This is a genomic window from Microcoleus sp. POL10_C6 (assembly GCF_036701585.1).
Lineage (GTDB): Bacteria > Cyanobacteriota > Cyanobacteriia > Cyanobacteriales > Microcoleaceae > Microcoleus.
Window position 1 is genome coordinate 238,678 of the sequence record NZ_JAUBRB010000002.1, and the last position, 14,474, is coordinate 253,151.

At 46.7% G+C, this 14,474-nt stretch carries 9 protein-coding genes and 1 pseudogene; 6 read left to right on the forward strand and 4 right to left on the reverse strand.

Annotated features, from left to right (window positions below):
* Positions 1-81: 81 nt before the first annotated feature.
* The 6 genes from QUA34_RS02180 to QUA34_RS02205 all read left to right on the forward strand — a co-directional run bounded on the left by QUA34_RS02180 (position 82) and on the right by QUA34_RS02205 (position 10,321).
* Positions 82-357, forward strand: a complete 276-nt coding sequence (locus QUA34_RS02180) for a hypothetical protein (RefSeq protein WP_333287578.1) — start codon at positions 82-84, stop codon at positions 355-357.
* Positions 350-691: a type II toxin-antitoxin system PemK/MazF family toxin gene (locus QUA34_RS02185; protein WP_333383754.1), complete on the forward strand. Its 342-nt coding sequence runs from the start codon at positions 350-352 to the stop codon at positions 689-691. Before QUA34_RS02180 ends, QUA34_RS02185 begins: the two co-directional genes overlap by 8 nt.
* 64 nt (positions 692-755) lie before the next feature.
* A complete protein-coding gene (locus QUA34_RS02190) occupies positions 756-3,875 on the forward strand; it encodes an AAA family ATPase (RefSeq protein WP_333383757.1) in 3,120 nt (1,039 codons plus the stop codon).
* Between the two features lie 381 nt (positions 3,876-4,256).
* Complete coding sequence (locus tag QUA34_RS02195) at positions 4,257-7,565, forward strand: PAS domain S-box protein (protein WP_333383760.1); 3,309 nt, start codon at positions 4,257-4,259, stop codon at positions 7,563-7,565.
* Between the two features lie 159 nt (positions 7,566-7,724).
* Positions 7,725-9,599 carry an adenylate/guanylate cyclase domain-containing protein gene (locus QUA34_RS02200; RefSeq protein WP_333383762.1) on the forward strand — a complete coding sequence of 625 codons (1,875 nt, stop codon included), beginning with the start codon at positions 7,725-7,727 and terminating at the stop codon, positions 9,597-9,599.
* A gap of 119 nt (positions 9,600-9,718) precedes the next feature.
* Positions 9,719-10,321 (forward strand): Uma2 family endonuclease, encoded by a 603-nt coding sequence (locus QUA34_RS02205; protein ID WP_333383765.1) that lies wholly within the window; start codon positions 9,719-9,721, stop codon positions 10,319-10,321.
* 9 nt (positions 10,322-10,330) lie between these two features.
* On the opposite strand, the pseudogene QUA34_RS02210 reads toward QUA34_RS02205, so the two are convergent.
* The 4 genes and pseudogenes from QUA34_RS02210 to QUA34_RS02225 all read right to left on the reverse strand — a co-directional run.
* Positions 10,331-10,525 (reverse strand): annotated as a pseudogene (locus QUA34_RS02210) (YebC/PmpR family DNA-binding transcriptional regulator); the annotation flags it as partial.
* 240 nt (positions 10,526-10,765) lie between these two features.
* Positions 10,766-12,367 carry a hypothetical protein gene (locus QUA34_RS02215; protein ID WP_333327269.1) on the reverse strand — a complete coding sequence of 534 codons (1,602 nt, stop codon included), beginning with the start codon at positions 12,365-12,367 and terminating at the stop codon, positions 10,766-10,768.
* A 122-nt stretch (positions 12,368-12,489) separates the two neighbouring features.
* A complete protein-coding gene (locus tag QUA34_RS02220; protein ID WP_333383769.1) occupies positions 12,490-13,257 on the reverse strand; it encodes a YebC/PmpR family DNA-binding transcriptional regulator in 768 nt (255 codons plus the stop codon).
* A gap of 148 nt (positions 13,258-13,405) precedes the next feature.
* Entirely contained in the window at positions 13,406-14,044 is a 639-nt protein-coding gene (locus QUA34_RS02225) for a histidine phosphatase family protein (RefSeq protein ID WP_333327275.1), read from the reverse strand.
* Between the last annotated feature and the right edge of the window lie 430 nt (positions 14,045-14,474).

Genomic DNA, 14,474 nt, shown 5'->3' on the forward strand with positions numbered 1-14,474 from the left:
ACCGCACAAATCTCGTTTGTAACCGAGTATCGGGATGCTCCCGGATCGATCGTACTTTCTCACCAACCACCCGAAAAAACCGTGACCAAAACAGAAATCTTAGCAGCACTCAAAAATCTGACAGCAGAAGAACGCCTAGAAATCATCGAAACAGCTTCGCGGATGATGCGCGAAGAAATAGAAGAAAAAGCCCAGCGTAAAGCCGAGAGAAAGCAGAAACTCAGAGCCGCAGCAGAAGCAGCAGTAAAAGATTATATGCCGGGAGGTGCTTTACATGATTTGTGGTCGGCTGACAGCGAACCCTATTTTGAATCCGAGGAAGAATACCTTAATGCAGGGATAAAAACTAATGCGTAGAGGCGAAATCTGGCTGGTTGCGCTTGAACCTACTGTGGGCGCCGAAATCGGCAAAACCCGTCCGGTAGTAATTGTCAGCGATGAAACGGTGGGAATTTTGCTGCTTGAAGTTATTGTTCCCATCACTGACTGGAAAGAGCGATACACCGAGAGAAATTGGATGGTTCGACTAGAACCGACTGGCGAAAATGGCTTGACTAAACTCTCCGCCGCCGACGCTTTTCAAGTCCGTTCCGTTTCTCAACAAAGATTTGTCCGACAACTCGGAACCCTGTCCGAGACAATTATGGAAGAAATTGCAGAAGCACTGACAATTGTTCTGGATCTAGATTGAATAACTAGGCAACAGCGTACAAATAGTGTTATTTATAGATAGATTGTATGGCGCGATGGCCTAAATGATTCCTATACAACTTACACTCAAAAATTTTCTCAGCTATCGCGAAGCTGCTTTAGACTTTCGCGGCCTGCACACCGCTTGCATTTGCGGGCCTAACGGTGCTGGCAAATCCTCCCTCTTAGAAGCCATATCCTGGGCACTTTGGGGCTGTTGCCGCAGCGATACGGAAGACGATATCATCCATATCGGCGAAATTGATGTGCGCGTTGATTTCACTTTCTCCACCGGCGGCCAAATCTATCGCGTGATTCGCAACCGCCGACGCGGACACTCGGGAAGTTTGGAATTTCAAGTCAGCTTGAATTCGGCAGAGAGTGAGGAAAAACTTAATTTTCGCACGCTCACAGACAAGGGGCTGAGAACAACTCAGCAAAAAATCCTCGAACACATCAAACTAGATTACGATACTTTCATCAATTCGGCATATTTGCGGCAGGGGCGAGCTGATGAATTTATGCTCAAAAAGCCGATCGAACGCAAACAAGTTTTAGCCAACCTGCTCAAACTCGATCAATACGATACTTTATCCGAACAAGCCAAAGATACCTCCAAACAATTTAAAGCTCAAGTCGAAGTGCTCAAACAGAGTTTGCTAACCGTACAAGAGCAACTGCAACAAAAAGACGCTCTCGCCTCAGAACAAACTCAACTGCAGCAAGCAACCGATTTGCTTCAGCAGCAGCAACAAGCCGACACAACCGAGTTACAGCAACTGCAACTCCAGCACCACAACCGCCAAACTTGGCAAAAACTCCTCGCCGGCCACCAGCAACAGCACTACAATATCTCTCAAGAATGCCGTCGCTTGCAGCAAGAACTCAGCGCAGCCAAACAGCAGCAAAATGAGCTGCAAGCCCTCCTAGACCAAGAAAAGGAAATAACAGCAGGCATCGCGTATTTCCACAGCTTGCAAGCCACAGAAGAAAGTCTGGCTGGCCAATTCAAAGCTAACCAACAAGCCCAAAATCAGCGCCAGCAATTGCAAGAACAGCAGCGGCAAGAACTGAGCTTTTTGCAAAGCAAAATTCAGCAGTTGCAAGCTCAATTAGAGGTTTTAGAACAAGATGAAAAAGATGTTCTGGAAATTCTCAAACAGCAGCCGGAGGTTGACAAAGGACTCGCACAGTTGCAAGCAGTTCGATCGCGCCTCAACGAACTAGAGCAACTGCAACTGCAAGTTTCGCCGCTGTTACAACAGCAGCAGCAAAAGCAACAAAAGCTCGATCGCGCCCGCGCCGGTTTAACCGCCCGCTTAGACGAAATCAACCGACAGGTGCAAGTTCAACAGCAGCAGCGACAGCCGCAATTACAGCAGGAAATCTCGGCCATAGCGAATCAAATTTTGCAGTTGGAAAACAAGCGAGTTTATCAGCAGCGAGTCCGCGAAAAAGGTCAAGAAAGGCACGACTTTCTAGGAAACCTGCAAGCCAAAAGCCGCGACTATCAAACCAGACTCGCCGAGATCGACCAAAAACTGCAACTGCTGCGGAAACATGAAGGAGAAACCAGCGCAGGCGAAGGTAAAGCCTCGAATTTTGCGGAAAACGAGCCATCGAATTCGCCTTTAATGGTGCGGGATGCAAATTTTGGCAATTGTCCTTTGTGCGATCGACCTTTAGACGAACACTACTGGAATTTGGTAGTCACAAAACACCACTCCCAACAGCAGGAAATCTGGAACCAACTGTGGGTTGTGCGCGAACAGTTGGCCGTCTCTGAGCGCGAAATTCAAGTTCTCAGACATGAATACCGCGAACTAGAAGAGGAATTAGCGCCCTACCAAGAATTGCGGGAACGCCGCAGCCATTTGCAAGCACAATTAGATAGCCTGGGCCAAGATGAAAACCGACTGCAAAGTATGCGTCAAGACGCTGCAGAAATAGAGCGGTTGCTACGCACCGGCGAGTATGCAGCCGATGATTTGGGCGAACTCCAGCAAATCGAACAGCAACTGCAACAGCTCAATTACAGCGATCGCAGCCACTCCCTCGCCCGCAGCGATGAAAAGCGTTTGCGGTGGGCGGAAATTAAGCAAGCTCAAATCAAAGACGCTCAGCAGAAACTGAATAAAATTAATGCCCGCCGTCCGGATTTGCAAACTCAATTAGCCACCGTACAGCAACAGTTAGAACAGCAAAAAGACAGCTCGGAAATACAGCAGCAAATTCTGTCTTTAGATAGATACATTGCGGAAATTGGCTATAATTTGGAACAGCACGAACACGTGCGGAGCGAAATGCGCCGATCACAGTTTTGGATCGCCCGCGCCGAAAAATTGCGATCGGCAACTGTGCAGTACCCGCAAGTGCAGCAGCGCGTTAATGAAATAGCAAATTCCATCGCAGTGCGCGATCGAGATTTGCAAGCTGTCAGCGCTCAAACTTCCGCGATGAACCAGCAATTGCAAGAACATCCCGATCCCACAGCTCGCATAAGTGCGATCGAACAGCAAATCAGTCGCCGCCGGCAGCAGCTAGACCAACATTTGGGAAGTCTCGGACGCCTCCAGCAGCAGCAGCAAAATCTGGAAAATCTGCAAGTTCACCTAGTAGCTCAAAAAGAGCAAATGCAAGTTGCCAAACGCCAGCAGCGAGTTTATCAAGAGTTGGGTCAAGCCTTTGGTAAAAACGGCATTCAAGCTTTAATGATTGAAAATGTTTTGCCTCAACTTGAAGCTGAAACCAATCAGATATTGTCGAGATTGAGCGCGAATCAATTGCACGTTCAATTTATTACTCAGCGAGCGGCTGCTTCTAAAAAAGCAACTAAATTGATTGACACTTTAGACATTTTAATTGCTGATGCTCGCGGTACTCGCGCCTACGAAACTTACTCTGGCGGTGAAGCTTTTCGGATTAATTTTGCGATTCGGCTGGCGCTGGCGAGACTGCTGTCTCAGCGGGCGGGTACGGCTTTGCAAATGTTGATTATTGATGAGGGATTCGGGACTCAGGATGCTGAAGGGTGCGATCGACTGATTGCTGCAATTAATGCGATCGCCTCCGACTTCGCCTGCATCCTCACCGTTACCCATATGCCGCACCTCAAAGAAGCTTTTCAAGCCAGAATTGAAGTAAGCAAAACTGCTCAGGGTTCTTGCATTAGCTTGTCAATTTAAAAGGGTTGATGAACCGGATGGAAGGAGGAGAAGAAAAAAAGTTCAACATATCAGTGTTTTCACCTTCTGTTTTCTTGCCGCCTTGGGTATTTTCACCTTCTTTTTTCTGGACAAGTACCGAATGCCTTCTGTTAAACTACTTACTTTCAAGCACAAAGGCAATTGTATGCCCGTGCCCCAAACCATAAGGGAATCAGTCATTGCCAATCTAAAATCTAAAATCGAAAATGGTATTAGTCGTCTCCCCCGTCGGCTTTTTTGGGCTGCTGACTTTGTTAAAAAAGCTAAATTAAAAATAAAATTATAGAATAAGAATGGCTCAAGCTATTTATAATTTTCTATTGTTCTGTCCGCTCCCAAGGAGTTTGGATATTGCTACAGATGACAACAGACTCTTTCAACCTGTCTCTCCTAGAACGGGCGATCGCAGCGTCGAGCAACAGCATCCTCATAGCGGATGCTACTAAGCCTGACACACCTATTATCTACTGCAATCCTGCTTTTGAGAAACTGACAGGTTACAGTGCCGAAGAAGTTATTGGACGCAACTGCAGGTTTTTGCAGGGCCCCGATACCGATCATGCCGAATTAAATAAACTCCGCCGCAGCTTGGAAGCGGGAACGGAAATTCAGGTAGTTCTCAAAAATTATCGCAAAGACAAAACTCCTTTTTGGAACGAATTAATGGTTTCCCCTATCCTAGACAATGAGGGAAAATTAACTCATTTTATCGGAGTTCAGAACGATATTAGCAAAAGAGTAGCAGCCGAAACAGCCAGGGAAGAAAGCGAAGAAAGATTGCGCGTTATCGCCAGTACGACTCCCGTTCCCATGTTAATTACGCGCCTAGAAGACAGCGTTATTTTGTATGCAAATCCTGCTCTTGGTGAAAGTTTAGGTTTGAGTTACGAAAAAATTGTTGGTGGAAAACAAATTGAATTTTATGCCAATATCAACGACAACATTCAATTGCTAGAATTAGTCAAACAAAACGGCTTTAGCGACCGCGAAGAAATCTGCCTCAAGAAAGCAAATGGCAGTTTGTTTTGGGTAAAAATGTCGATGCGAGCAATTAATTTTAATGGCGAAGCCGCAATTTTATCGGCATTTTACGATATTACGGATCGCGTAGAAGCAGAAACAGCACTACGGCAAAGCGAAGCGAGGTTTCAAAAACTAGCCGCCAACGTTCCCGGGATGATTTATCAATTTCAGTTAGCAGCAGACGGCACTATGTCATTCCCCTACGTCAGTTCCGGCTGCCGCGAACTCTGGGAATTAGAACCAGATGTACTGCAAAATTCAGCTATTCCCGCGATCGAAATGATTCATCCAGACGATGCGCCCAGCTTCCAGGAATCTGTTGCTATCTCAGCTAAAACTTTAGAGCCTTGGCGGTGGGAAGGCAGATTTGTTTTTCCGGGTGATCGGATTAAGTGGATTAGCGGGGCTTCCCGACCAGAACAGGGCGAAAAAGATAACATTATTTGGGATGGCGTGTTGATTGACATTAGCGATCGCAAACTTGCAGAATCAGCACTGATCCAAAGCGAAGCCAGATTCCAAAAAATGGCCGCCAACGTGCCGGGAATGATTTATCAATACTTGCTGCATCCCGACGGTTCAAATGAATTCATTTATGTGAGTTCCGGCTGTTGGGAACTCTACGAATTAGAGCCAGAAAAAGTTGAACAAAACTCGGATTTAATTTGGGCAACGGTGCATCCAGAAGACCTAAAAAATCTATTAGAATCAATCGCAATTTCCGGCAAAACTCTCAAACCTTGGATATATGAAGGGCGGATCGTAACCGGATCGGGAAAAGTGAAATGGATTCGCGGCATTGCCCGCCCCGAAATGCAACCGGGCGGCGATATACTGTGGGAGGGGGTGACAATCGACATCAGCGATCGCAAGCTAGCAGAAATCGCCCTCAGCGAGTCAAAAATCGCCCTGCAACAAGCCAATCAAGAACTTGAAAAGCGCGTCCTAGAACGCACGGAAGCCTTGGAAACATCCCAAAAAATGCTGTGGTTGGTAATCAATAACATCCCTCAGTTAATCGCCTGGAAAGATCGAGATTTAGTTTACTTGGGAGGCAACAAAAACTTTGCCAAAGTCGCAGGTTTCAATCACCCCAGTGAAATCGCCGGTCTCACCGACTTCGATATGCCTTGGAAGCCGGAAGAAACAGAATTTTTTCGAGCCTGCGACCGCCGCATCATGGCAACCAACACCCCAGAATATCACATCATAGAATCCAAAATGCAAGCCGACGGCACCCAGTGCTGTCTGGATACAAATAAAATACCTTTACACGACAATTCCGGCAATGTTGTCGGCATTTTGTCTACTTTTGAAGACATCACCGATAGGCTTTCCCTAGCAGCTCAAGTCCGGGCCAGCGAGGAACTATTTCGCACAATTTTTGAAGATGCACCGATCGCTATCTACTTAGCTAATTTAGATGATAACAAGTTAGTGAGAGTCAATAAAACTTACTGCGAAATGCTGGGATATACCGCAGCAGAATTGCTTGCCCAAACATTTATTGAACTTGGACATCCCGAAGATTCTCCAAAAAATCTCCAAGTTGCTGATTCTCTTGAGCGGGGAGAAATTACTCACTATCAAATCGAACTCCGCCAGATTACCGCTACAGGTAAAATTGTTTGGGTAAACGTGACAGCTACTTTGATTCGAGACGGTGAAGGACAACCTATTTACAACTTAGGGATGATTGAAAATATAACCAATCGCAAAATTTCCGCCGCCGCACTCCAAGCTTCCGAATCTCAATTAAGAAAACAAGCCGCCCAATTGCAAGAAGCATACGAACAGCTACAAAACGCTCAAATCCAATTAGTTCAATCCGAAAAAATGTCGAGCCTCGGTCAGATGGTGGCTGGGATTGCCCACGAAATCAACAATCCTGCCACTTTTATTAACGGCAATATTTCTCATACTTACAACTATTTTCACGATTTAATTGAACTGTTAAGTCTCTACCAGGAATGCTATCCGTCCCCAGGGCCTCAGATTGCTAAAAAAGTTAAGGACTTAGAGTTAGATTTTCTGAAGGAAGATTTGCCAAAAATGCTAAATTCTATGAGAGTAGGAGTAGAAAGAATCAGTAATATTGTGTTGTCGCTGCGGAACTTTTCGCGGCTGGATGAATCAGAAATGAAGTTAGTAGACGTTCATGAAGGAATTGACAGTACACTGTTAATTTTGCAGCACAGATTGCATCAGGCAAGTAAAAAAAGCGGGATTGAAATTATTAAAGAATACGGAAAAATCTCAAAAATTTACTGTTGTGCGGGGCAGTTAAACCAGGTATTTCTCAATATTATCAGCAATGCGATCGATGCTCTAGAAAACCAACCGGAACCTCGGACGATCGTGATTCGCACCCTCATGAAAAAAGCTGGGTTGAAAAGCCACAGTAAAACCCAGCTCAGTGATTGCGATCGCATGGTAATTTGCATCGCCGACAGTGGCCCGGGAATGAGCGAAGAGGTTCGCAAGCGGCTATTTGACCCGTTCTTCACAACCAAGCCCGTAGGCTCTGGAACTGGTTTAGGATTATCCATCAGCCATCAAATTGTGGTAGAAAAACATAAGGGAAGCCTGCGGTGCATCTCAGCGCCCGGACAGGGAGCGGAATTCTGGATTGAAATCCCCTGCTGAGCGATCGTCCATTAATCTAAAAGTTTAAATATCTAACTTTTAATTCCCAATTGCCGTCGGTGCTTGAGTTATCAGGGTTTTGAATTAACCGCACTCAGAGGCCGGAACAAATCGCACTCAGCGGTGTGCTAATCTGCTGCCCTTATTCGCTAGGCAATTATGCTGAAAAAACTACCTTTATCCTGGTCTCGCTACATTCCAGCCGGGTTGACGCTGGCTTTGGGTGTCGGGCTGTCGGTTTTGACATTCGCCTTGGTTTGGGACTGGGAAGACAAGCGCCGCGACTACGAAATGCACCGCCGCATTGACGATATTTCGATCGGCATCGAACGCCAGCTCAACTCCGACTTAGATACTGTTCTCGCCCTCAGCGACTACATGAAAGCCTTCAGCACCGTCGAGCGTTCCTCTTTTGCCCGGTTTGTCGCCCGTCCCCTATCCGTCCACCCTAGCCTGCAACTTTTGGCTTGGGCCCCCCGCGTCCCCAATTCCGAGCGGCGCAACTACGAAACCAAAGCTAGAACCGAAACCGACCCCAGCTTCGAGATTACAGAGCGTGGCCCGCGAGGAGAACTCCGCAAGGCCCTCCAGCGTTCCGAATACTTCCCGGCTTTCTACGTCGAACCACCAGCCGGAAACGAGACAGCATTAGGCTTTGACCTCGCCTCCCACCCAGAAATCCGCGCCGCGCTCGATCGAGGACGGGATACAGGAGAAATGATTGTCACCAACTACATCGGCTTAACTCAGGGCACTTCCCCGGAACTAGGTCTTTTGGCAATAGTTCCGATTTACGAAAACAGCAGTAAACCGACTACCCTGGAATCCCGTCGCCAACTGCTACAAGGATTTGTTCTGGGCGTATTTCGAGGCAAAGATATTTTCCAAACCTCTTTAAAAGGACGCAATACCGACTACCTCAATATTTATCTCGTTAGCGAGGCTCCAGACAAGCAACAAGCACCCTCGCTATTACCCCAAACGGCCAACCCGGTTCTCAAAAATCTCCCTGCTGAGAGGCAAATTCAGCAATTTGCGGTGCAGTTCCAATCCGCGAGCCAACAAGTGCTTCCAGCATCAGCCACTGCTGACCGATCCCTGATGCAAAACTGCCCGATTCTTGACAATCCAGGCCCGAACTATACAGCTTGCAGAAGGCGGCTGAAAATTAGCGGCCGCCAGTGGTCTATGTACGTGTCGGCAACGCCGGAAATTCGCAGGCTTCGCAAGCACTGGCGCTCTTGGGGAACTCTGACGATGGGGATGCTGTGGACTCTGATTCCGGTGACATATATGCTGACATCTTTGAGTCGCACCGCCCAAATCGAAAAGCTAGCCGGAGAAAGAATTCGCCAAGCCGAACAGTTGCAGGCTGCTTACCTACAGTTGGAACTCGAACAAGCTAAATCCGAGCAATTGCTGCTGAACGTTTTGCCCGCAGCGATCGCCCTGCGTTTGAAGGACAATGAACACAATATCGCCGAAAGTTTTGCGGAAGTAACTGTGATGTTTGCGGACATTGTGGGGTTTACAGAGCTTTCGTCGAGAATTTCAGCGACGGCGGTGGTGGAAGTGCTCAACGATATTTTTTCGGCTTTTGACCACTTGGCTGATCGCCACGGTTTGGAGAAAATTAAGACTATTGGTGACGCTTACATGGTTGTCGGCGGTTTGCCTACGGCCCGAGAGGATCACGCCGAGGCGGTTGCGAACATGGCGATCGATATGTTGCACGAAATTCGGCTCCTCAGTTTAGAACATTCGGAACCTTTCAGCATTCGGATCGGGATTAGCAGTGGCCCTGTCGTTGCCGGCGTTATCGGCTTAAAAAAGTTTATTTACGACCTCTGGGGCGACACAGTAAATATTGCTTCGCGCATGGAATCCCACGGGATTACCGGCTGCATTCAAGTCACCGCCGAAACCTACGAGATATTAAAAGATAAATATACTTTTCAGAAGCGCGGCGCCATCCAAATCAAGGGCAAGGGATACATGGTTACTTATTTGCTAACTGGGAAAAAAGATTATTGACACCGCCAAAACGGATACAAGCCTCCGATTCCCCGATCGACTAAGACTTGCGATCGCCAAGCTAAGATATGATAAGCTCAAGGCATTTTATCACCCCTGCACCAAAAAAAGGAAAAACCATGACGACGCTGCTAATTCAAACCGAAAGCGTCCCACTGACGGTCAATTTCCCTGCGCTCCAATCGATGACTGTTGAACAGTTTTATGAATTCTGTCTAGTTAATCGCGATTTGAGAATTGAGCGTACAGCCAGTGGGGAAGTCATTATCATGTCACCAGCCTTTTCAGATACAGGGAACCGCAACATTAAAATTGCTCAGCAACTTGCGAACTGGGCAGAACAAGATGGCACAGGTGAAACGTTTGACTCGAGTGCAGGCTTTACCTTGCCGAATGGAGCAACCCGCTCCCCCGATGCCTCATGGATTAAACTAGAGCGCTGGAATGCCTTAACTGAAGAAGAAAAAGCCTCATTCGCACCGATTTGTCCAGACTTTGTGATTGAATTGCGGTCTGCTAGTGACACTCTCAAGGGATTGCAAAACAAGATGCAAGAATATATTGAGAACGGTGTATCACTCGGCTTTTTGCTCGATCGCAAAAATAGAAAAGTCTACATCTACCGTCCCAATGGCGAACCTGAAATCTTAGATAATCCTGAAACAGTCAGCGCAGATCCAGAGTTACCGGGATTTGTCTTGCGGATGGCAAAAATCTGGTAATTTAGAGCATTAAACCATACTCAAAGACATCAATTCATCTGTCATTTCAAAATTCGCCGTCACACTTTGCACGTCGTCCAAATCTTCCAGTGCATCCATTAACTTAAGGAGCGATCGAGCTTTTTCCGGACTGTCTATTTCCACTGTATTGCTGGGAATCCAGCGATTTTTCGACTGCACAACAGCAAAAGTTTTTTGTTTCAAATGATACTCCCCGCTCTTTCATAGACTGAGATTCTTGGTTCATAGATCCCTTATTTTTTAGCTCGAATCACTAAATCAATTAACTGTTATCGTCCCAGAGTTTTACCCCATTCGCTTGAGCCAGTTTGAGTATTGGATTTGACATTTCCGGGCGTGAAGGCACGGAGTAGTTTGCGATCTAGCTTAGACTTCAGTTTGTACTTCAGTGGCTTCCGATACCCCATCCTCGATCGAAGTTGGCTACGCTTGCTTTTGAGCTTGCTTTCTTTTGCTCAAAACAGCCCGTTGAATTGTCAGCAAAATTTTCCCCTCTTGTTCATTAATTTCACCGTCAGCCTCGATGATGTCAGTGCATCGCTTTAAAAGCGGTTCGGCAAAGTCGAGTTCGAGTTGTTCGAGTAAAATATCCAACTTGGGAGGCAATTTAGACTTATTTTTCACAGCTTCAATCTCAGCTAAAGACTTTGGATTTAAATTCGCCGCTTGTAATTGGGGTAATAACTCATCCCATCGGGTGAATTTTTGGGTGGTATAGACGACATACACCAAAATCCAATCCATCACAGTTTCTTGTGCGATCGCTGTCTCTAAATATTGGTCACTTTCCGCTTGCAATACCTCTTGTAAATCTTTGAGCTTGGTTTCGATTTTCGAGGAATCGATATCGGCTTCATAAAACCGACAAGCACCGTATCCCAGCGCGTAAATCATTGTCGCACTGGCGCTAGCATTAATTACCGCACCCGCCAAGGGAATATTGCTGACAAGCGTAACTCCAGCTTCGATCGCTAAATTGCTACCCAAGGATAAACCGAAAATAGCGACAACTTCTTTTTGGCGATCGCTCGATTGCAAATCCTTTCCATAGGCGGCAGCTATTTGATAAACTAACTCCGCGGATAACACCGTCATTGCCGCTAAATCCATGCCAGCCAATGCCAAAGCTGCGCCCGGAACTAAACTGCTAACCAAGCCACTTCCTGCAGCTAGCAAGGCTTTTTCCACCATTAAGCGATGTGCGATTTCTTGAGGTTTCTCGTGAGGATATTGGCGCTGCAACTCTCGAACTTGCGCCTCGGCAGTCACGACATCAACTTTATTGATCGCATTAACTAACCAGTCGATTTTGAAATTTTCAGTCAGTTTTTTTAGGATAGGACTCTGGGAAATCGAACCGAGGGCTGAACCAAAAAAATTGGGAAATTGGAGTGCTGCACTTCCGGCATTCCCTACCGCATTCCCTACCGCACTCGCGGTATTAACAACAATCTCACCTCCAGCACTGCTTGCTGCATTGCCTACCGCACTAGCCGTATTAACAATCGCACTTCCGGCATTCCCTACCGCATTGCCTACCGCACTAGCCGTATTAACAATCGCACTTCCGGCATTCCCTACCGCACTCGCGGTATTAACAACAATCGCACCTCCTGCACTGCCTGCTGCATTCCCCACCGCACTCGCGGTATTAACAATCGCACTTCCGGCATTCCCTACCGCACTCGCGGTATTAACAACAATCGCATCTCCAGCACTGCCTGCTGCATTCCCCACCGCACTCGCGGTATTAACAATCGCACTTCCGGCATTCCCTACCGCATTCCCTACCGCACTCGCCGTTGCAGAGACGGCTCCGAAAACGGAACCGAACCAATTGGATTTACCCCCTGGTTCAGCCTGCACCTTTGATTCGGATCGATCCTTGGTTTCTGATACTTCGGTTGCTGACAGAACTTCTTCTGAGTGGGTGCTGTCTCTTTTGCTTTCGTTGTTATCTAGCATGGCTTTACTGTGGGTTGAGTTTTTCAATGCAGCTTTTTCAGCAATGCGTTGGATTGACACTCCCCACTCGCCTACAGATGGGGATTCGTTTCCTGGTAATAGTGTAGCGCGATCGTCCCGCTGGCGATTTTTCGTCTTTTGCAGTGCCAGCAGGACGATCCAGATCCCTCATCTTTAAAGCATTAAACCATACTCAAAGACATCAATTCCTCTGTCATTTCAAAATTAGCTGTCACGCTTTGCACGTCATCCAAATCTTCCAGTGCATCCATTAACTTTAGGAGCGATCTAGCTTTTTCAGGATTATCTATTTCCACTGTATTGCTCGGAATCCAGCGATTTTCCGACTGCAAAACTGCAAAACTTTTTTGTTTCAAAACATCCGCCAGTTGTTCCAAATTAGCCACGCTGGTAAATACCTCTGCACCTTCAGTATCCTCATCAATTAATATCAAATCATAAGATTCCGCAGCCGCCTCTAGCGACGCTTCAAACAATTGTTCCTCATCAATCGGGCCCCGTACCGTACAAACCCCTTTGTGGTCAAACATCCAGCCCACACAACCAGTTTCGCCCAAGTTGCCGCCATTTTTAGTAAAAGCTTCTCGCAAGTCAGCCGCTGTGCGGTTGCGGTTGTCTGTCAGCGCTTCAATTAGAATAGCAACCCCGCCAACGCCGTAACCTTCGTAGCGAATAGCTTCTAATTCCGAACTTCCCCCGGCCAAGCCAGCACCTTTGGCGATCGCCCTTTCTATGTTTTCATTAGGAATATCCGCCGCCTTGGCTTTTTCAATAGCCGTCCGCAGTTGAAAATTGCCAGCGGGATCGGGAACTCCGCTGCGGGCCGCGACAATAATTTCGCGAGATATTCTAGCAAAAACCTTGCCTTTAACGGCATCAACTCTAGCTTTTTGGCGTTTAATATTCGCCCACTTACTGTGTCCTGCCATACCGATTTAAGATTTTCGATTTAAAATGTGCGATCGAGATTAAACAATAACACCCAGATTCGGACTAATCAGATTAACGTAGGGTGCTCTTCTGCCGCGCACCTTACACACATAGCATAAAATGCGATTTTTGGCACGAATCTCAACTTTAATTAAACCGGATCACGGTTTCAGAGTCAGTCAGGTGAGAAGTATCGCCATTAAGTGCGATCAACCATTCTCCCTCATCCCGCACCACTTTCACCAAACAGCACAAAGAAGCGTTTATTTCTGTTTCCGCACCGCCCGCCAGCCCGATCGCAGTTCCTAAAACCGACGCACCGTGACCTACCAATAACATATCTTCGGGAAACTCAGCCACGAGGCGTTTAGCAGTTTCCCCCGCCCTTTTGAAACAAGCTTCCACGGTTTCGGGATAATTAGCAATACCGCCTTTATAGGAAGCATCAATCCGGGGAAAACGCCTGCACAAAGCTTCAACAGACTCAGTTTCCGGCATTTCTGTCATCCATTCAGGATTCAGCCATTCGCACAGTCCCCACTCTAGTTTAATTGACAAATCGAGAGCTTCTGCCGCGTGATTTGCTGTTTGGACAGTTCGCAGAAAAGGGGAAGCAAAAATATGAGAAATTCCTTCACCTTTGAGGCGATTGGCTAGTTGTTTAGCTTGAACGTGACCGTCTTCGGAAAGGTGAGGATCGTAGCGGCGTTCGGCGGTAAGAAACCAGTCGGGGTTAACGAAGTCGATGCGGTTTCCGTGTCGTGCGATCCAGACTGTTTGTGGCATGAGTTGGTTTGAGTTTGGCTTCTTGATGTAAAATTATATCAAAGTTTGTTGATTTGATTTGTTGCGAAGCTATTGATGAGATATTTTTAACCGCAGATGCACGCAGATAGACGCAGATGGATGATGGATTGGGTAAGGGGTGATGGGGTGCGATCGTATTTGTTAATTCTTCCTTAGAGTTTTACCAATCTTGATTCTAAAGCTAAATTAACTATTCTTTCTAAAGAAGTGGATTCGTCACTTTTTCCAATTATCTTGAAATAGTATGTTATGGACATCGCTAATGGCGAACCGTGACGGTAGTTTCGTCCATACTTGCTCACATAATATGCCAAATTATTCATAACATAATTGTAAGGATTCAGGTCTAAATTTGAGGAATTAAAGATGGTTCTTGCAGATCTGGATTAACCATCGCTTTTATAGCTTG

What these genes read in the sequence shown, in the direction of transcription:
- QUA34_RS02195 (WP_333383760.1), top strand. Translation starts at nt 4,257, where the DNA reads ATGACAACAGACTCTTTCAACCTGTCTCTCCTAGAACGGGCGATCGCA.
- QUA34_RS02190 (WP_333383757.1), top strand. Translation starts at nt 756, where the DNA reads ATGATTCCTATACAACTTACACTCAAAAATTTTCTCAGCTATCGCGAA.
- QUA34_RS02200 (WP_333383762.1), top strand. Translation starts at nt 7,725, where the DNA reads ATGCTGAAAAAACTACCTTTATCCTGGTCTCGCTACATTCCAGCCGGG.
- QUA34_RS02185 (WP_333383754.1), top strand. Translation starts at nt 350, where the DNA reads ATGCGTAGAGGCGAAATCTGGCTGGTTGCGCTTGAACCTACTGTGGGC.
- QUA34_RS02225 (WP_333327275.1), bottom strand. Translation starts at nt 14,044, where the DNA reads ATGCCACAAACAGTCTGGATCGCACGACACGGAAACCGCATCGACTTC.
- QUA34_RS02220 (WP_333383769.1), bottom strand. Translation starts at nt 13,257, where the DNA reads ATGGCAGGACACAGTAAGTGGGCGAATATTAAACGCCAAAAAGCTAGA.
- QUA34_RS02205 (WP_333383765.1), top strand. Translation starts at nt 9,719, where the DNA reads ATGACGACGCTGCTAATTCAAACCGAAAGCGTCCCACTGACGGTCAAT.